Origin of the sequence: Dyadobacter bucti, from assembly GCF_005869225.1 — a bacterium.
GTDB classification, from domain to species: domain Bacteria; phylum Bacteroidota; class Bacteroidia; order Cytophagales; family Spirosomataceae; genus Dyadobacter; species Dyadobacter bucti.
Genome location: NZ_SWFP01000001.1, coordinates 1,066,351 through 1,085,266, shown reverse-complemented (window position 1 = coordinate 1,085,266; position 18,916 = coordinate 1,066,351). Strand labels below are relative to the sequence as shown.

The window sequence follows — 18,916 nt, the reverse complement described above, 5'->3', positions numbered from 1 at the left end:
GCACCGCTGCCGGTCTTTTCAGTTTTATATGAATTTGATTTTACTCAAAGCAAAAAAGGTCATTTTCAGTAAAAGCCAGCCATGCCGGAAGCGGGAAATATTGGTCTCACCGTACGTCCTCGCTTTGTAGCGGATGGGAACTTCAATAAATTTAAGGTGAAGCTTCGCGGCGCCAAACAGGAGATCAAAGTCGCCAAACGGATCAAAGTCACCGAAATAGTAACGATTTGCAGCGAGCTTTTTGTAATTCTCCCGGCTCAGCACTTTTGTGCCGCAAAGGGTGTCTTTCAAGGGCTGGGCAAGCAGCCACGTAAAAACCATGCTGAAGAACTTGTTGCCTATTAGGTTCAAAGTTTGCATGGCTTCATTTTCCATCGGATATACCAGCCTGGTACCGTTGATGTATTCACCTTTCCCGCTATTGATTGCTGCGTAAAATTTGGGGAGCTCTTCCGGTGGTACTGTCATATCTGCATCCAGGATCATCAGAATGTCGCCCGTAGCCATCTGGAAGCCTTTTCTGACTGCATCGCCTTTTCCGCTCCCGTCCTGCTGCGCCCATTTAATGTCGCGCTTGCCCTGGTACATGGCCCCGATCCGCTGTATTTCATGCCAGGTATCGTCCCGCGAATTACCTTCGATGAATATAATTTCGGTGTGTTTTCCCATTCTCGGGAGCCTCTGGACAAGTGATTCGATATTGCCCTTTTCATTTCGGGCAGGGACGATCACACTGACCGAACTCTCATTTACCGGTTTTTCCGGCGTCACCAGGCTTCTTGCCACCAGACAGTTGATCAGGCAGAGCTGATTGATCAACGGCAGGTTGCCGACAAACCTGTTGAGAAAAGCAGAAATGAAAGGAATGTACCTGGGAAAAAGGATTTTACGGGTACTGGCGACGACTTCAAAACCAGACAATTCAAGCAAGTTGACAATATCGCTCTTATCCAGCCAGTTCTGACGTTTTTTTGGCATTTTTAGCCTTATGATTTCTCCAAGGTTTAGCGCAGGCAGCCATAAAAAATTCGTTGAAACAATCACGATCCGGGTTTGGGGGGTACATGCCCTTTGCATTTGGGAAAAAACCTTCTGCACATCCATAAAGTCGCCGACACTATCGCTCAGAAGGATGAAATCAAATGTCTCGTCCAGTCGGAAGTCTTCGGCATCCATCGCAAAGAAACGGTGCTTATCTCGTCTTTCCCGCGCGTAAGCAATGAATGATTCCGAACTGTCGATCCCTACACCCCGGGCGGGTTGAAGAGCGTCGAGCAGAAAGCCAGTACCGCATCCGATCTGCAGAACGGAAGCCTGTTCAGGAATGATGAATTTCAGATACCTGATCTGATTTTTGTAGTAATATGCATTTTTTCTGATCCATTTTTCCCGCTCTTCGCCGCTTAGTTTGGTTGCCGGATATTCCATGTCGAATCTGATAGAATTAATAGATTGTGATTGGGTATGATTAGATAGCCCTTTTCAGGGAGGGTGTACTCGCTTGAATTCCTGAGCGATGATTTTTCAAAAATGTAAATGGCCGGGCGCCCCAGAACAAGGTGCCTGTGCTTCCACTCCGATGCATATACGCGCTGAAAAACAGGCAGATATTTGTAAGGTGCGATAACCTGTGACCCTTCCGGAAGTTTATCTGCAAGCTCCGCAAGTTGTTGCACATTGGGGTCCGGATGGGGGGTGAAAAATGAAAATATCCCTCTGCCAACCTTGTCCATATTGTAAACGGCCGCCTCATGAGAGATCAGGAAAGGGTAGGCGGCAAGTTGAAAAACAAGGCTCGATAATAGGTATTTGTAGGAGTTGTCAGATTTTACATTGTTTTGGTACTCAATACTCCTTACCAGCAGAAATATATAGCAGCCGCATAAAAAAGCCCATAAGCCGCCCGCTCGCGGAGGGTAGGGCAGGCTCATGTAAAACTGTGGGTAGTATAACAATCCTTCAACAAAGAAAACAAAACACAAAACCAGGAAATAGCCGCCAAGCACCGCCCAGATCAATCCTTGCCGCGGTACTTTTTGCAACCACGGGAAAAACAGGATTGCGCCGATCATGAAAAAAATCGTTGCGGCTATCAAAAACTCTGTCAAATAGATAGCAAACCGGATCGCCGAGCCGGATTGCCGGACATGGTCAAAGGCCTGGTTTACCCTGTCGGATTCCTGCCCGTTCACATAAGAAAGTAAATACATTCCTGCTCCGAATAACAGCAGGCAGATCAGGACTATAACTATGTTGCGTGTATTGAACAGGAGTTTGAGCCAGGTTGCTTTCGGGTTTTTCAAAACCAGGTCCGTCGTGGAAGCAAACAGCAGCAGGCCGCAAAGCAGCACTGCGGAAGTTTCTTTTATTGAATAAATGAGGATGATCAGCAGAACGGACCATATCCACTGACGGCGCGCGAGGTTAAAGGCCAGAAGGCCGGTTAACGGGAAGAAATATTGCTCCGGATGCCAGCCGTAAAGATCAAGATAAACAAAAAAAGTAAACGGCCCGATGATAAAAGCAAGTAGTGAAAGCCAGTGCTGCCCCCGGTTGCTTCGGTATTTTTTAAGCCACAAAAAAATATTGGCCAGCAGCAAAGCCAGCAGACCGATATATAGAATAAAAAAACCATAAATACCGGTAGAACGTGTAACAAATCCGGTCAGCGGCAGAATGTAATAATTGTGTATCCGGCTGTGAAAACCGAAATAATTGTCATACAAAAACGGACGGCCTTCCAGCCAGCCGCGGCTCAGCTGCAAAGCGATGAGCCCGTCGGAAAAATTCACTTCAAATGATTGGAACTGATGTACTTTCAGAAGGAACCAGAGAACTAAAATCAAAAGTGGAACCAGGACAAGAACCAGGTTTCTGAGTTTCCGCATAAAGCTTAATCTGTAATTTTTTTAGCCATAACCGAAACGCCAGTCTTATTTCCTAGCCTGAACAATGCGCACATTGCGGACTTTTGCTTCTTCGATCACATCCGGATTGTGTGAGCAAATGTATAGACCAACCATTACCTGGTCCGTTAAATTGCTCATTACATGTGATCCGACCTCCTGCAAAGGAGCACCTTTGGCGGCTACGCGCATGGTATAATTTTTTCCTTTCCGTTCAATTTGAACAGTATGGGCCTGCTTTTCTTTACTGAAAATTTCATCTTCGGGATCCCGCATCTTATCTCCTTTGGCAACCCTCCACTGTAATACGGTCAGTCCGTCGCCATGTACTACGGCGCTCAAATGGGATGCATTGTCGTCCAGGGATTCCCGCACCATCCAGCCTACTTTTCTGTGCGGATCTTTCCCAGCCCCGACGAGCTCAAAATCGGCGGTAACCGTAAAATCGCCGGTAATGTGTTTGAAGAGATACTGGAATTCGTCACGTTCAAACCAGATGTTATAGCCTGAGCCTCTCAGGGTGTATTCTTTTTTTGCGGCATTATAAACCGACGAGCCAGTCAATTTCGGATTACCAACATCAGTGTTTTTTTCAAACAAACCGATTTTCCCCTGAGCGAATGAAGCAAGCAAGGTCGGGATCAGTAAAATGGTTAAAAAAACGCTTTGCTTCATAATGTTAGGAGTTGAATTTTAAGAGCGGAACAGTATACCGCAGGACAGTTGTCAAAAGAAGAATGTAAATATTGTCTCAATAAATGTAGATTTTTTTAGTTAGTTAATATATTGATCAATAAATGAATTTCTGATTTCAGGACCCACATTATGAGCTTCAAGATACGTTTCTTTTTATATATTTTCTTTCCCGGAATTGCTTTTTTTATCCAGTCTTGCAATACGGTTTCGACCACCCAGGTGACTGAAGAAAAGATCCCGGAAGAGGTCAGCTACAACTTTGATATCCGGCCAATATTGTCCGACAAATGCCTGGCATGTCACGGGCCGGATGCTAATAAACGTGAGGCGGGATTAAGGCTGGACGTGGCCGAAAGTGCATTTAAAGCATTGCAGGAAAATCCAAAGGCTCACGCTTTGGTTGCCGGATTTCCGGAGCGATCGGAAGCATATTTGAGGATCACGTCACCCGATACCGCTTTGCTGATGCCGCCGCCTGCTTCCAATCTTAAACTGACCCAGCGCGAGATCACCCTCATCGAAAAATGGATCAAGCAAGGTGCGAAATACGAAAAGCACTGGGCATTTACAGCACCCAAAAAACCAAAGGTGCCGGCTGTTGACAATAAAGACTGGCCGAAAAATGAGATCGATTATTTCGTCCTCGAAAAACAGGAACAAAAAGGCCTTGAACCCAATGAAGAGGCTGATAAGGAACGCCTGCTCAAACGCCTGAGTCTGGACCTGAACGGTTTGCCGCCTACGCTTCAGATGATGGATGAATTCATGGCCGACAACAGTCCAGATGCTTATGAAAAAATGGTGGACAAGCTGCTGAAAAATCCTTCCTACGGAGAAAAAATGGCTTTACACTGGCTGGATCTGGCACGTTATGCGGATTCGCATGGCTACCAGGATGACGGCTACCGCACGCAGTGGCCATGGCGCGACTGGGTGATCCATGCATTCAACAAAAACATGCACTATAACGACTTCGTCACCTGGCAGCTTGCAGGCGACCTGATCCCGAACTCTACCAAAGAGCAATTGCTTGCGACGGGTTTCAACCGGAACCATAAGATCACCGAAGAGGGCGGGGTTATCCCGGAAGAATACCGGATTATGTATGTAACAGACCGCAATGACCTGTTTGGAAAAGGGCTGCTCGGTGTTACTCTGGAATGTGCGCATTGTCACGATCACAAATACGATCCTTTTTCACAAAAGGAGTATTACCAGATGTTTGCATTTTTCAATAATGTGAAGGAAGTGGGCATAGAGTCGGTGATCGGCGGACCTGAAACTTATGCTAAAAAGCCTCTGATGGAGATCACTGACGACGACGTGAAAAACATCCTGACTTTTGTAAACAAGCCGGATACCAATCAGCTCATTGTGTCGGTAATGGGCGATCTGGATACGCTTCGCAAAACCTATATTCTTAACAGAGGCGTTTACGATGCTCCCGGAGACGAGGTACAGCCTGGTACGCCCAGCTCGATTTTGCCTTTTGATAAAAAATATCCGAAAAACAGACTGGGACTTTCTCAATGGTTATTTGACAAAAAGAACCCGCTGACGTCACGCGTGTATGTGAACATATTGTGGCAGGAATTCTTTGGCAGGGGTATTGTCAAAACATCAGGTGACTTTGGTATGCAGGGCGAACTTCCGTCACATCCCGCGCTGCTGGACTGGCTGGCTGTGGATTTTATGGAGCATGGATGGGATATCAAACGCCTTGTGAAACAAATGGTTACCTCCGCCACATACAGGCAGTCGGCCATTATTCCGAAAGAAAAGCTCGCCCGCGACCCGGACAATATCCTGCTTGCCCGCGGCCCGCGTTACCGTATTCATGCTGAGTTTATCAAAGATCTTGTACTGGCAAGCAGCGGGCTGCTCAACAAAACCATTGGCGGGCCAAGTGTGAAACCTTACCAGCCGGCAGGGTTGTGGGAAGGCGCGACGTCGGGCAGGGGATTGCTTTCGGTTTACAATCAGGACCATGGCGGAAGTTTGTACAGAAGAGGTATGTACACCCTGATCAAAAGAACGGTACCTCCGCCGACGATGGGTATTTTCGATGCGAGTAACCGGGATCTGTGTGAGGTGAAAAGATTAAAAACCAATACCCCTCTGCAAGCGCTGGTGATGATGAACGACCCTGCGGTGCTGGAAGCATCCCGTGTGCTGGCAGCTAAGTTGTTGCAGGAAAAAAACGATGCAAAAGAGAAAATTACAAAGGCGTTCAGGCTGATCGTTTGTCGGAAACCGAGTGAAAAAGAGCTTGGTATTTTAACTGCTTATTACGACAAAGAATTGAAAACCATTACGGGGAAAGGAGCAGACAAAATGTTGAGCGTCGGTGAATATCCTCTGACAAAACAAATTGATAAAAAATCGCTGGCCGCCATGATGCGGGTTATTTCAACGATTTATAACCTGGAAGAAACGATCACAAAATCGTAAAAAATATTAAAAAGCTAAAAGCCAACGGCTAATAGCTAAATGCCAAAAAATATGGAAAAGGAAATCATAGAGCACGGTTTTAATTTTAACAGAAGACGGTTCCTGTCTTCGATGAGCCTGGGGATCGGAAGTGTGGCGCTCGGGTCGCTGCTAATGCCTGATCTGCTCAACGGCGGGGGGCTGGAGGAGGATGGACTGACACCGGGGATACCGCATTTTGCGCCGAAAGCGAAAAGAGTGATCTACCTCTTCCAGAACGGCGCACCTTCTCAGCAGGAACTGTTTGACTACAAGCCGAAACTCCGGGAAATGCTGGGCCAGGAAATTCCACCTTCAGTTCGCGGAAGCCAGAGACTCACTGGTATGACTGCCAACCAGGCTTCGTTTCCGTTGGTAGGTTCTTTTGTTGACTTTAAACAATATGGACAATCGCAGGCATGGGTGAGTAATCTGATGCCCTACACGTCGAAGATAGTGGATGACCTGTGCTTCGTGAAATCCATGTATACCGAAGCTATTAACCACGACCCGGCTTTGACTTTCCTTCAAACCGGCTCTCAACAGGGCAACCGTCCCAGCATGGGCTCGTGGCTGAGTTACGGGCTGGGCAATGAAAATAAAAATCTGCCGAATTTCACGGTTTTGCTTTCTCGGGGCGTAGGCAACGGTCAGGGTGTTTATTCCAAACTCTGGTCGAACGGTTTTCTGGATTCTGTACATCAGGGCGTACAATTCAGCAAAGGGGAGGATCCGGTTTTGTATCTCCGCGATCCCGAAGGCATGGATCGGCACGAGCGCAGGGATATGCTCGACAATCTTTCCCAGCTGAACGAACTTTCTTACCAGGAGTTTGGCGATCCCGAGATTGCTGCAAAAATCAAACAATATGAAATGGCTTACCGGATGCAGACAGCTGTTCCGGAAGTGATGGACCTTTCCAAAGAATCTGACGATATCATCAAATTATACGGGCCTGAATGTCTGGTTCCCGGCACTTATGCGGCCAACTGCCTGCTGGCGCGCAAACTTTCCGAGAACGGTGTACGTTTTGTGCAGCTTTATCATCAGGGCTGGGACCAGCACGGTAACCTGCCTTTTGAAATCACCAAACAGGCGATGGACGTTGACCAGGCTTCGGCGGCACTCGTAACGGATCTGAAACAGCGCGGCTTGCTGGATGAAACATTGGTGATCTGGGGAGGGGAATTCGGCAGGACGAGCTATACCCAGGGTAAACTCACCGCTGATAACTATGGTCGCGATCACCATCCGAGATGTTTCACAATCTGGATGGCCGGAGGCGGGATCAAGCCGGGGATGGTTTATGGGGAAACTGACGAATTGGGATACAATATCGCCCAAAATCCTGTGCATGTACATGATTTTCAGGCAACTGTATTGCATCAGCTCGGCCTCAATCATGAAAAGCTGATCTTCAAACATCTGGGAAGAAGATACCGCCTGACCGATGTTTCCGGAAAAGTTGTAAAAGATATTATCAGTTAAGACGCACGCGGCCCTTTATCAATTGACCCATTTATTGAGCAGAATTTCAATGCATTTAAGATTCAAGGTTTTTGCTGAACAGCTACTGGTTGCTTCCAATATTTTCATTGTATTTCTGCTGCTTTTCGAAAGTAAACTGGTAATCCCGGCCTGGCTGCAAACGATCGGCCGGATGCACCCGCTGATCCTTCATTTTCCGATCGTAATCCTGTTGCTGGCGATGTTGCTTGAATTTTTCAGGTTTAAGCCCGAATACGCTTCCAACCAGTTTTTTAGGAATTTTTTGCAAAATCTGCTGCTCGTAGGTGCATTGTTTGCCGGGGTAACGGTAATCATGGGACTGTTTCTGTCGCGGGAAGAGGGTTATTCGGGGGATACGCTGCTATATCACAAGTGGACCGGGGCGGGCATTTTTTTTCTGTCTTCGATTATATATTTGGTTAGAAATACTGGCTGGTACAATGCACCCCTCGCGAAAGCCGGTGCATTGCTTACGGTGGTTTCGCTGGTATTGACGGGACATTTTGGCGCAGCTCTAACGCACGGGGATAATTTCATATGGGAACCTGTCTCCGCCGAAAAGGAAATGGCTGCTGTGCCGCTCGAACAAGCTGTTGTTTTCGAGCATGTTATTTTGCCTATCCTTGATCAAAAATGTACCAGCTGCCATAATCCCGACAAACTAAAAGGTGAACTCATCCTGACAGATGCGCAATCTATATTGAAAGGAGGAAAATCTGGTAAATTATTCGAGCCGGGCAATCCGGATATCAGCCTGCTTTTGCAACGCGTTCATTTGCCTGTGGAAGAGAAAAAGCATATGCCGCCTTCGGGCAAAGCTCAGCTAACCTTGCAGGAAATTTCACTTCTGACGCTCTGGGTAAAAGATAATGCCGATTTTAAAAGAAAGGTGACAGAACTTCCGGAGACGGATTCGCTAAGGATACTGGCAAGTACATTGTTGAAAACACCAGAGAGCGATGAAGAAAAATTTGATTTCCCGGAGGCCGATGAAAAAGCAATCGCAGGTTTGAATACCGACTACCGGACAATTTCTGCTGTTGCCAGACAGTCGCCGGCACTCGCCGTGAATATTTATAATCGCTCGGCATATTCGGTAAAGCAGCTGGACGAATTGAAAGAGATCAGAAAACAGATCGTTTCGCTGAATCTGAATAAATTACCGGTTAAGGATGCGGATATTAAAAGTGTCAGCCAATTTGAAAATCTTCGCCGGCTTGACCTCAATTTTACAGATATTACGGCACCAGGATTAAAAGAACTTGCCTCTCTGAAACACCTTCATAGCCTGACGCTCTCAGGTACCAAAGTGAATTTCAAAGATCTTCAGGCAGTTATTCCGACTTTAAAAAGTCTGAAAACGGTGTCGGTATGGGATACCGGGTTGTCGGCAGAGGATGTTGATAAATTGCAGAAAGCAAATAAGCAGATCACCGTTATCGGTGGATTCAAGGATGACGGTACCAACCCCCTGCAGTTAAATCCACCTCAGGTTAAAAATGCTTCGACAATTTTCGGAGAGTCGGTAGCATTACAGCTGAGGCATCCGATCAAAGGTGTTCAGATCAGGTTTACCATGGATGGAACCGAGCCTGACAGCGTCAAATCCCCGCTTTTTGATAATAGAACAGTTCTGAAAGAAAATACAACTATCAAAGCAAAAGCCTATAAGGACGGCTGGTACGGCAGCGAGCTCGCTACTTTCGATTTCTTCAGAAGTACTTTGAAGCCGGATAGCGTACGACTGCTTTTTCCGTTGAACCGGGTGCATCAGGCGGAGGCCGACAAGACATTTTTTAATGGGAAACTTGGGGCTATCGGAGCAAATAATCCCGCCTGGGCGAATAACTGGGCTGGAGTTCGAAACAACGATATGGGCTTTATTTCTGAATTTAAGAAGCCGGTAGTGATTTCATCTGTCGGCGTGCACTACATGATTGAGGAAGATACCGGAATTTTTCCACCCGAATCGGTGGAAGTATGGGGTGGGAGCAGCCCCGATAACATGAAGCTTTTGACCAAATTCAAAGCCGCCCTGCCGTCGAAAGGTGACAAGCCAACTTTGAAAACGGTGGAAGGAAAATTCAAGCCGCAAAGTGTTTCCTATCTTAAAATCATTGCCAGGCCCCTGAGTAAAATCCCGGATTGGCACCGAAGCAAAGGAAACAGGGCACTTTTGCTGGTGGATGAAATGTTCCTGAACTGATATTCCCGAAGCCTTTTCAACCTTTGGCGACCCGTCTCCACATCTCGGCACAGGCACGTGAGTTGTGGTACGGGCATTTCCAGAAATTGATCTTATCGCCTTTTACAGGGGTTCCATCCTCCTTGACAGTCCCAAACCATTCTCCTTTTTCTTTGTCTATAAATTCGTTGACAATATAATCCCAGCTGCGCTGCGCTTTTGCCTTGAACTGTTCTTCTTTGGTAAGCTCATAAGCATTGTAAAACCCGACCATCTGTTCAGCGGCTACCCACCAGCTCCGGTCCGTCTGTAAATGTTTGGTGGCCGGATCGTATTCGTAATTCAGCGCCCCATCCTTTCCCAGCCCTTTGATGGCAGCATTGGCCATCAGAATCGATTTCTCCCTTGTTTTCTTAATGAGCCTTTCATCATGCAATACTTCGGCAGTTTCATACAGCAGCCACGATGCCTCAATGTCATGTCCGTAAGAAATGATATCGTCCTTGGCCTTCCATTTTTCGTCAAAGAAAAGCTGCATGCTGTTGGTTTTTGCGTTGACTATATGGGTCAAAATCGCTTCCAGCATGTCAGAAGTCTGTTTTTTGAGCTTTGCATCCGGCCATACGCTGTATAGGTTGGTGTATGCTTCTACCAGGTGCAGGTGTGTATTCATGCTTTTGATCCACGGACTTTTACTCAATATATAATCGTCGGTATTGGACCAGTCCCGCGCAAAAGCTTCCCGGTACCCACCGGTCACGGGATCGAAAGCATGTTTTTCGATGAGGTTAAAAAGTTCTTGGGCTTTTTCGAGGGCGGGCTTGTGGTGGGTTATGCGATAATATTCGCTTAGGCCGTACATGGCAAAAGCATTCCCGTAAATCTGCTTTTTTGTTTCATCAGGAGAGCCGTCTGCCTTTACAGACCAGTATACTCCGCCATGTTCCTCGTCAAAAAAATATTTCACGATCTGCTGGTAGGCGCGGTCTGCCAGTGTGAGGTATTTGGCTTCCTTTAAAAGCCTGTGAGCGAGGGAGAACGTCCATAATATCCTTCCGTTCAGCACTACCGATCGCGAAGCGTCAGGTTTGGGTTGGTTTTCGTAACTGACCGCTCCATAAAACCCGCCTTTCTGCGGATCTGGGCCATATTTTTCCCAATAATCCAATATGGCTATAAATTCTTTTTTGAATGCTTCGGGAGTAAATGAGGCCATAGTATCGCTGATTTTTTAGGAAAAGTAGCATGGCAATCAATCATACTTGTTTCCCGAGTGTAACTCGGGGAATAGGTGCTCCGAGCTCGATGCACCGAGCTGGAGCTCGGCGCTAACGTAGCTAGCTACGCTTGCAGAGAATAAAAAAACCTGACTGCTAAGCCAGGTTTTTTAGAATGTTGTTCATTTTCCGCATCAATCGCCCTGGTTTTCTTCCAGATCGTTGTGATTGTCACCGCCAAGGCTGTAATAATTGTTTTCTTCGTCCTCGTTTCCGATTATTTCTTCGTCATCATCAAATTCGGAACCCGGTACATCAAGATCGTCGCCCACCAGGTCATCCTCAAACGATTTTTCGTTCCAGTCGTCAGCCTCCAGCTCGACGGCCCGTTTTGCTTTTGTGACATCTTCCGGGTCAATGTCACCTTCAATCAATCCCAGACTAAACACATCTTCCGAGGCCGGATAGTTTCCCGGCAGATCGTCGTCATATAACTCGTCGTCGTCATCGTCGTATGGTTTCATAATAATACTGATTATGGTTACTTCGCTTCTAATTTCTGAAAAGATAACAAATCAACTGCTTTCTGATATGAAATTATAAAAAATCATTCCAAATTAAGCGTTCAACAGAAAAATGCAGTAGCTGTACAAGTATTAAACTTTCTTTGTGTTCCTTTTTAAAGAGGCATTAAAAAACCTCTTCAAATTTAATTTTCAAAACTCAATTTAACCACTGCATGCAGATCAAATTATCAGAAACAGCCCGGATGCTTGCCGTTTTCGCTGGCGTAACAGGCTTATTTGCCTATACAAGTTTAACAACTCCTTCTCTTTCAGATCATAAGGCAACAAACGTCGAAGCAAAAGATATAAAACTTCCAGCAGGGTTTTCGGCCGAAATCATTGCAGCCGATCTGGGTGCCACGCGTCATATTGCCGTTAGTAAAACCGGGGACATTTATGTAAAACTGTCCAAACTGAAAGACGGGAAGGGTATGTACATTCTGCGGGACGCAAACAAGGACGGCGTGATCGATGAACAGAAAATGGTCGGAGATTATCCCGGAACCGGAATTGCTATCAAAAACGGATACCTGTACAGTTCTTCAAACAAAGGGGTTTACCGTTACAAGCTCAATGAAAAAGAGGAGATCATCGATGCAAATAATCCGGAAAAAATTGTGGATGGCCTCACAGATCACGGCCGTGACAATGCAAAACCTGTGGCGCTTGATAACAATGGGAACATTTATGTTACAGTGGGTTCTTACAGCGATAACTGCCGTCAGCAGGGTTCGGGAAAAGGAATGTCGCCCTGCACGATCCTGGATTCAGCCGGGGGTGTATGGAAATTTAAAGCGGACAAGCTGAACCAGACGTTTTCGGACGGGGTGCGTTATGCAACCGGTGTGAAAAATGCGGTAGGTATTGATTGGGACAATAAAACCAATGCATTGTATGTGACCGTGCACGGACGAGGTAAGTTCGATGATTTTTATCCGCAATATTATACCGCAAAACACAGTGCCGAATTGCCTGCTGAAACGTTGTACAGGCTGAAAGAAGGTGACGATGCGGGGTGGCCTTACATTTACTATGATCATTTCCAGAATAAAAAAATCCTGGCGCCAGAGTACGGGGGAGATGGTAAAAAGGTTTCGGGTGAAAAGGTAATCGATCCTTTGGTAGCATTTCCGGCGCACCTGGGTCCCAATGCAATGATGTTTTACAGCGGGAACATGTTTCCTGCACGTTATAAAAACGGCGCATTCATTGCATTTCACAGTCAGTCGGCCGAGCTGCACAAAGGCTATTTGGTTGCTTTTGTTCCGTTTGTCAATGGCAAGCCTGGGAAGTGGGAAATTTTTGCCGATAATTTTGCGGGAACAGATCTTGTAAAACCAACCGGCCCGATCCAGCACCGCCCTTGCGGCCTCGCTCAGGGACCCGACGGCTCACTTTACGTAACCGACGATCTCAACGGAACGATCTTCCGGATCAACTACAAAAAGAAATAACGCACAGGTCTCCCTGTTCTTCTTTATCAATTTGTTGGGCCAACCCGTGAAGGGTTGGCTTACTTTTTTATTCTTTGGTGAAAACAAAATTGCCGCCTCCCTGTTTCAGGACAAATTGATTTTTTGCGGGAGCAAATTCCATCACAATTCCGGCCTGATCAAATTTAAAAACGTCGGTTGCCGTTGCTTCCAGCGGAAAAGCTCCCTGCCCGGTCGCCTGGGCGGTAAGTGTTGCTTCGTTTTTGGCTACCGTTATTTTGATCGGCAGCTGTGTACTGGAATAAGTGCCTGTGTATTTGTCAAGATCTTCCGGTTTCAATGCGATTGTTGTGAAAACAGGTAGCTTGAAAGGTACGTTGTAGTACGAGCTCAGCAATGCGATAACCATGTCGTTGAGGACATAAGAAGTTCCGTTGGAGCAAACCGCCACACTTACCCCATCTTCCGGGAAATGAAAGAGGTTGGAGAGAAATCCATCGATCACCCCATTGTGGCCGTATCCGGTTTTTTTGTCGAAAGGCACCTGAAAAAGCCCCATACCCATGCCGTCGGTAATGGTTTTCATTTGAACGAGACTGCCGTTCGAGACCAATTTACCGGAGAAAAGAGCAGCGATGAAGGTGGTAAGATCGGATGGGGTTGAAACAATAGCACCTGCCCCTCCCGGTACACTAAGGTCCGTTTCCGGCATCCTGATCCACTTATCCTGGAATCTGTAAGAATAACTTTCGTTTTTGGCTACGTCGGTTTTACCCCCATAATACGTTTCTTTCAGACCTGCCTTTTTCAAAATCCGGCTTTCCAGATTTTTCTGATAGGGCATTTTCGTGATCTTTTCAATGATGTATCCCAGCAGCAGATAATTGGAATTACTGTACTGCATTTTTTCATTGGGCTGGAAATCAGGTTTGGTTTTGGCAATGATCGCAACCATTTCCTCCTGGTTTTTTGGCTGCGTCATATACTGAAGATAGCCAGGATCGTTGGTGAAGTTATGAATACCGCTCCTGTGGTTCAGAAGGTTGCCAATAGTGATCAGTTCTGCGTTGGCCACTGTGGGAAAGAAAGTGTTCAGCTTGGTTTCAAGCGTCAGTTTGCCCTCTTCGATCAGCTGGAAAATCATTACCGACGTGTAAGTTTTGGTGATGGAGCCGATCCTGTATCGGGTGCTTACAGTAGCAGCAATGTTATCTTCCACAGAGGCAAAACCCGTTGCCCGCGAATAAAGGGTCGTGCCGTTCCTGGCCAGTACAACGCTGACCATCGCTTTGTTTTTTGAAATAAGAAGATCAAAAAGGCTGTCCAGTTTGGCTGTATTGATGCTTTGGGAAAAAGCCTGGCCGGTTAACAACAGGCCGATGATCAGGGTGACGTAGATTTTGTTTTTCATTTGGTTATGGGTAAGGTGGCAAAGGCCCGCACGGGAAATGTTCCCACGCCCCGGAATTTGGGAGGCACGGCGCTAAAAAAATAATTGTTTTCGGGTAGTTGACTGAGATTGCAAAGGTGCTCAACGATCAGGATTTCCGCGCCCAGCAGAATGGTATGTACGGGGCGGCCTTTACCGCTGGTGTCATCGATATTATGGCTGTCAATACCGACCAGCCTGGCTCCGTTGTCACGTAAAAATTCAGCGGCTTTTTGGTTAAGGAACGGATGATTTTCAAAATAAGCGTCCGTATTCCAATTTTCAGACCAGTCTGTTCTTATTAGAACTGCTTTGTTTTGTATGTCAAGATTTATAAAATATTCAGGACCGATCTCCCTGGAACCGATGGCATTCACTGTAATGGCCTCAATATTGGCAAAAGCTTCCAGCCCCACTTGCGAGAGGTCTTTGCCGTGTTCGAACCGGTGAAAAGGACAATCGATGTAAGTCCCGGTATTGCTGACCATCTCAATTTTGCCGATCTGGAAAGTTGTGCCTTCTTCGTATTTCCCGGCGGAGTTTTCGCGGCTGAGGTAGTCGCAGATTATAGGAGCGGGGAGTCCCTTGTAGGTAACCAGGCCATTGAAGATCGTATGACTCAGATCGACCAGCGTGCCGGCACTTGCAGGTTTGCGTTTATGCTTTTCCCGTATATAATGTTTGTTCAGGATATCGACTTTTTCGACCATCAAGAGCCTCAGATCCTGGACAATATAATCTGCGAGGACAGAGTCTGAAATCGTTTCCCCTTCTATGTCCAGCCGGAAATCCTGGCCTTGGATTCCTCCGCCATTGGAGAATGTTACTGAAAAATCGAATACAACTCTGTGCTCCATATGTCACTAATATGCTCATTTTATCGCAGACAAGCAATATATGCGAATTATTTAGGACCGGCGCAGCGTTTTTGTCAACAAAAAAACGCCTGACCACAGGTTACGTGGCCAGGCTGCATAGTGGTTTTGAGTGTATGATCAGAAATTGGTATCCGGCTTGTCAAGTTCCATTTCCTTGATCCAGATATTCCGGTAGAGTACGTCGTGTCCTTCGGATTGCAGTTTCAGACCGCCGGGCTTGTCGGTAATGCCTTTGCCGCCATTGTTGCCGCCGTCGATGCCGGAGTTGGGGCCTCCCCATACCTGGCTGATAGCATGGTTGGTATGTACTTTTTTCCCGTTGAAATAAAGCGTAACCAAAGGCTGCTCAACGATTTTACCGTCTTTGAAACGAGCCGCACGGAAAAGAATGTCATAGGAATTCCATTTTCCGATACCATTGTAGGCATAATAAGGCGACTTGGTTTCGTTGATGATCGCTGCCATGCCGTGGGACGTAGTGTCACCGTCCAGCACCTGTATTTCATACCTGTTCTGAAGATAAACACCGCTGTTACCACCCTTTTTAGTGATATAGAACTCCACATGCGCACGGAAATCCTTAAACTCCTTTTTGGTAACAATATCGGCCGAACCATACAATCCTCCTGCCGAAGCGGGATCGTTGCAATTGATAACGGTACCGGGGCCGGCAGGGTCTTTTACGACTGTCCATTTGATGGGCGGTTTGGCCGAAAAGCGCGGGCCTTCCCAGTATTGCCATTTGTCATCCAGCATTTTACGGCTGCCGTCCAGATACACCTCGGCACCTTTCGGGGCCTTAACGCCGACGCCGACCTGTGCGCTGGCCGAGCCCGCTATAACGGTGATCAGGATAGCCTGGAAGTATGCGATGTTTTTTATGCGAACAAAAAATCTGGTCATTTTCAATTTTTGAAGTTAGTTAATGTTTTTTCTATGACCGTCGGACTTCCGGTGCGGATTATATAAGGCCGGCGATTTTTGTAAATACTCTTTTGCAGGTTGTTTTGTTGTGAAAACCTTCCGGAGCGTTTCAAATATCTTTTATTTTAGTATTTATGCAAAATATCGCTCCGTACCCAACCAGGTTTTCATGAAGAATTATTGTTTTTTGCTGCTTTCGGGCTGCATGATGTTTTGTTTCGGCTGTAAGCAGGCCCGGTATCAAACTCCCGAAAAAGGTGTTTCATTCAGCCTGAATGAAGAACGAAAGAAATCAATTGACAGCATTCACTATGAAATCGAGCTGGATATACCAGCCGGGAAAAATGAGAGAATAACAGGGCAAGAGCAGATCTCTTTTGTTCTTAAGTCCCAAGACCGTCCCGTTGTCCTTGATTTCAGCGCGGACCGGAAACAGCTGATTTCTGTTGAATTGTCTGGTGAGAAAATATCTTATACGTTTGAAAATGAACACATTATTATTGATCCCAGGAACCTGGAAGAAGGAAAGAATACGATTTCGATCCGATTCATTGCCGGAGACCTTTCTCTGAACCGCAGCGAGGAGTATTTGTACACCCTCTTTGTGCCCGACCGGGCGTCGACCTGTTTTCCGTTATTCGACCAACCTAATTTGAAGGCCACCTATTCACTTACCCTGAAAACACCGGAAACCTGGGAGGCCGTCTCGAACGGCGGGCTGCTTTCAAAAACTGCCGACGGTAGCAGAAGTATTTACAAGTTTGGCAAGACAAAGCCCATCAGTTCGTATCTTTTTGCCTTCGCTGCCGGGAAGTTTTTTAAAACATCCGAATCTATTGAAGGACGGAACATGACGATGTACTACCGGGAAACCGACAGCACGAAAGTGGCGCGGAACCGTAAGCACATTTTCAACCTTCATGCCAGAGCGCTTTCCTGGCTGGAAGATTATACGTCGGTTTCCTATCCTTTTGAGAAGTTCGATTTTGTACTGATCCCATCTTTTCAGTACGGAGGTATGGAGCATCCCGGGTCAGTTTTTTATAATGAGTCGGCGCTTTTTCTGGATGAAAATGCGTCGGTGAACAAGGAAATGGCGCGGGCCAGTGTCATAGCGCATGAGTCGGCGCACATGTGGTTTGGCGATCTGGTGACGATGGACTGGTTTAACGATGTCTGGCTGAAGGAGGTTTTTGCCAATTTTATGGCCGCCAAAATCGTGCATCCCAATTTTCCCCGGATCAACCATAACCTTCGCTTTCTTCTGGCACATTATCCCAATGCTTATGAGGTAGACCGGACTGCCGGAACCAATCCGATACTACAAGATCTGGAAAATCTAAAAAATGCAGGGACGTTATATGGGGCTATCATTTACATGAAAGCACCGATTGTGATGCGTCAGCTGGAAAAGAAAATCGGCCATATGCTGATGCAGGAAAGTTTGCGGGAATACTTGAAAACGTATGCTTTTGGTAATGCAAGATGGGATGATCTGATAGGGATTATTGATAAAAAGACACCGCTGAATATTGCCGAATGGAGTACCGTCTGGGTAAAAACACCGGGAATGCCCGAATATCTGGTGGTAGGCGATAGCATTCAGCAAAAAAAGGATGCTGTGTCGGGCAGGATCTGGCAACAAAAGCTGGTGCTGGGGAAAATTGCGGTGGATTCTTTGCTACTGAATTTCCCGAATTCCGACGGTACCGGATATGGCTATTTTGAAATGGATAGTGCGGCCAAAAGCTATTTTGTCAGAAATTATGCGCAAAAAAAGGATACTTTACTGTCGAATCCGGTTTTTCGGGGCTCTGTGCTTGTGAGTATCTGGGAAGGGTTTTTACGCCGAGCAGGCCCGCACCCGGATGTTTTGGTTTCGGACATTCTCAGAACTTTACCAAAAGAGCAGAACCCTCTCCTGGTGGATTATCTGCTGGGTAATCTGCAAACGGCTTGGTGGCTTTTTTTGACGGAAGAAAGCAGAAAGGAACTGCAGACGGATGCGGAAAACAGCCTTTGGGGATTGCTGGAAAGAACGAAGGACAAGGGAATCAAAACTTCTTATTTCCGGGCATTTAAAAGTATAGCCCAAAGTCCTGACGGACTCGTGAAAATGGAATCATTGTGGGACGGAAATTTAGAGGTGAAGGGCCTCGTGTTATCGGAAGATGATAAAATCAGCCTCGCGTATGAACTGGCATTGAAAAGCCCGGGGAACACAAAATTAATTCTGGAAGAGCAACTGAAAAATACAAAGAACCCCGACAGAAAGGCAGGGATGCAATTCGTTATTCCTGCATTAAGTGCCGATCCGGCTGAAAGGGATGCTTTTTTTCAATCTTTGAAAAAACCTGAAAACCGTGAAAAAGAAACATGGGTACTCACTGCGCTGTCATATCTGCACCATCCTTTACGGGCGGCGTCTGCAATAAAATATCTTCGTCCGTCGCTCAATATATTGCAGGAGATACAGCTGACGGGGGACATTTTTTTTCCGGGACGCTGGCTGCACAATACTTTTGCCGGGCATTCCTCCAAAGAAGCGGCTGCTGTCTCGAAAGCATTCCTGAGTGAAAACCCCGATTATCCCTATTATCTCAAAAATAAAATTATTCAGAGTACGGATATGCTGGACAGAGCTGTAGAGTTGAAAAGGCAAAAACCAGCCAGCACCGGTTATGAAGCAGGGGCTGGCTGGTGA

At 46.5% G+C, this 18,916-nt stretch carries 13 protein-coding genes; 5 read left to right on the top strand and 8 right to left on the bottom strand.

Features of this window, described 5'->3' with window-relative positions; translation table 11 throughout:
* Window positions 1-24 precede the first annotated feature (24 nt).
* Genes FBF61_RS03930 through FBF61_RS03920 form a run of 3 tightly spaced genes read right to left on the bottom strand, consistent with a single transcriptional unit; the run spans window position 25 to window position 3,581 of the window.
* The gene (locus tag FBF61_RS03930; RefSeq protein WP_138475843.1) at window positions 25-1,428 is read right to left on the bottom strand and encodes a glycosyltransferase; all 1,404 of its coding nucleotides are present in this window, start codon (window positions 1,426-1,428) and stop codon (window positions 25-27) included.
* Complete coding sequence (locus tag FBF61_RS03925) at window positions 1,404-2,888, bottom strand: glycosyltransferase family protein (protein WP_138475842.1); 1,485 nt, start codon at window positions 2,886-2,888, stop codon at window positions 1,404-1,406. The genes FBF61_RS03930 and FBF61_RS03925 overlap by 25 nt, the downstream gene beginning before the upstream one ends.
* Before the next feature lie 45 nt (window positions 2,889-2,933).
* Window positions 2,934-3,581, bottom strand: coding sequence for a hypothetical protein (locus tag FBF61_RS03920; protein ID WP_138475841.1), 648 nt, complete (start codon window positions 3,579-3,581; stop codon window positions 2,934-2,936).
* A 150-nt stretch (window positions 3,582-3,731) separates the two neighbouring features.
* On the opposite strand from FBF61_RS03920, the gene FBF61_RS03915 reads away from it, so the two are divergent.
* From FBF61_RS03915 to FBF61_RS03905, 3 genes are read left to right on the top strand one after another with little or no spacing between them, the layout of a single operon-like run.
* Window positions 3,732-6,053, top strand: coding sequence for a PSD1 and planctomycete cytochrome C domain-containing protein (locus FBF61_RS03915; RefSeq protein WP_138475840.1), 2,322 nt, complete (start codon window positions 3,732-3,734; stop codon window positions 6,051-6,053).
* A gap of 51 nt (window positions 6,054-6,104) precedes the next feature.
* Window positions 6,105-7,559: a DUF1501 domain-containing protein gene (locus tag FBF61_RS03910; protein WP_138475839.1), complete on the top strand. Its 1,455-nt coding sequence runs from the start codon at window positions 6,105-6,107 to the stop codon at window positions 7,557-7,559.
* A 49-nt stretch (window positions 7,560-7,608) separates the two neighbouring features.
* A complete protein-coding gene (locus FBF61_RS03905; RefSeq protein WP_138475838.1) occupies window positions 7,609-9,786 on the top strand; it encodes a c-type cytochrome domain-containing protein in 2,178 nt (725 codons plus the stop codon).
* A gap of 16 nt (window positions 9,787-9,802) precedes the next feature.
* Here the strand turns inward: FBF61_RS03905 and FBF61_RS03900 are convergent, their stop codons facing one another.
* The gene (locus FBF61_RS03900) at window positions 9,803-10,981 is read right to left on the bottom strand and encodes an AGE family epimerase/isomerase (RefSeq protein ID WP_138475837.1); all 1,179 of its coding nucleotides are present in this window, start codon (window positions 10,979-10,981) and stop codon (window positions 9,803-9,805) included.
* Between the two features lie 195 nt (window positions 10,982-11,176).
* Window positions 11,177-11,506, bottom strand: coding sequence for a hypothetical protein (locus FBF61_RS03895; protein ID WP_138475836.1), 330 nt, complete (start codon window positions 11,504-11,506; stop codon window positions 11,177-11,179).
* A 215-nt stretch (window positions 11,507-11,721) separates the two neighbouring features.
* Between FBF61_RS03895 and FBF61_RS03890 the strand changes: the two genes are divergently transcribed.
* A complete protein-coding gene (locus FBF61_RS03890; protein ID WP_138475835.1) occupies window positions 11,722-13,002 on the top strand; it encodes a PQQ-dependent sugar dehydrogenase in 1,281 nt (426 codons plus the stop codon).
* 67 nt (window positions 13,003-13,069) lie between these two features.
* Here FBF61_RS03890 and FBF61_RS03885 read toward each other — a convergent pair whose 3' ends face one another.
* From FBF61_RS03885 to FBF61_RS03875, 3 genes are all read right to left on the bottom strand, one after another.
* Window positions 13,070-14,392 carry a serine hydrolase domain-containing protein gene (locus tag FBF61_RS03885; protein WP_138475834.1) on the bottom strand — a complete coding sequence of 441 codons (1,323 nt, stop codon included), beginning with the start codon at window positions 14,390-14,392 and terminating at the stop codon, window positions 13,070-13,072.
* Window positions 14,389-15,267 (bottom strand): cyclase family protein, encoded by an 879-nt coding sequence (locus FBF61_RS03880; RefSeq protein WP_138475833.1) that lies wholly within the window; start codon window positions 15,265-15,267, stop codon window positions 14,389-14,391. The genes FBF61_RS03885 and FBF61_RS03880 overlap by 4 nt, the downstream gene beginning before the upstream one ends.
* Window positions 15,268-15,405: 138 nt before the next feature.
* On the bottom strand, window positions 15,406-16,191 hold the full coding sequence (locus FBF61_RS03875; RefSeq protein WP_138475832.1) for a 3-keto-disaccharide hydrolase: 786 nt from the start codon (window positions 16,189-16,191) through the stop codon (window positions 15,406-15,408).
* Between the two features lie 190 nt (window positions 16,192-16,381).
* Here FBF61_RS03875 and FBF61_RS03870 point away from each other — a divergent pair, with 190 nt between their 5' ends.
* The gene (locus tag FBF61_RS03870; RefSeq protein ID WP_229214905.1) at window positions 16,382-18,916 is read left to right on the top strand and encodes a M1 family metallopeptidase; all 2,535 of its coding nucleotides are present in this window, start codon (window positions 16,382-16,384) and stop codon (window positions 18,914-18,916) included.

What these genes read in the sequence shown, in the direction of transcription:
- FBF61_RS03920 (WP_138475841.1), bottom strand. Translation starts at nt 3,581, where the DNA reads ATGAAGCAAAGCGTTTTTTTAACCATTTTACTGATCCCGACCTTGCTT.
- FBF61_RS03915 (WP_138475840.1), top strand. Translation starts at nt 3,732, where the DNA reads ATGAGCTTCAAGATACGTTTCTTTTTATATATTTTCTTTCCCGGAATT.
- FBF61_RS03895 (WP_138475836.1), bottom strand. Translation starts at nt 11,506, where the DNA reads ATGAAACCATACGACGATGACGACGACGAGTTATATGACGACGATCTG.
- FBF61_RS03910 (WP_138475839.1), top strand. Translation starts at nt 6,105, where the DNA reads ATGGAAAAGGAAATCATAGAGCACGGTTTTAATTTTAACAGAAGACGG.
- FBF61_RS03875 (WP_138475832.1), bottom strand. Translation starts at nt 16,191, where the DNA reads ATGACCAGATTTTTTGTTCGCATAAAAAACATCGCATACTTCCAGGCT.
- FBF61_RS03905 (WP_138475838.1), top strand. Translation starts at nt 7,609, where the DNA reads ATGCATTTAAGATTCAAGGTTTTTGCTGAACAGCTACTGGTTGCTTCC.
- FBF61_RS03930 (WP_138475843.1), bottom strand. Translation starts at nt 1,428, where the DNA reads ATGGAATATCCGGCAACCAAACTAAGCGGCGAAGAGCGGGAAAAATGG.
- FBF61_RS03870 (WP_229214905.1), top strand. Translation starts at nt 16,382, where the DNA reads ATGAAGAATTATTGTTTTTTGCTGCTTTCGGGCTGCATGATGTTTTGT.
- FBF61_RS03900 (WP_138475837.1), bottom strand. Translation starts at nt 10,981, where the DNA reads ATGGCCTCATTTACTCCCGAAGCATTCAAAAAAGAATTTATAGCCATA.
- FBF61_RS03890 (WP_138475835.1), top strand. Translation starts at nt 11,722, where the DNA reads ATGCAGATCAAATTATCAGAAACAGCCCGGATGCTTGCCGTTTTCGCT.
- FBF61_RS03885 (WP_138475834.1), bottom strand. Translation starts at nt 14,392, where the DNA reads ATGAAAAACAAAATCTACGTCACCCTGATCATCGGCCTGTTGTTAACC.
- FBF61_RS03880 (WP_138475833.1), bottom strand. Translation starts at nt 15,267, where the DNA reads ATGGAGCACAGAGTTGTATTCGATTTTTCAGTAACATTCTCCAATGGC.
- FBF61_RS03925 (WP_138475842.1), bottom strand. Translation starts at nt 2,888, where the DNA reads ATGCGGAAACTCAGAAACCTGGTTCTTGTCCTGGTTCCACTTTTGATT.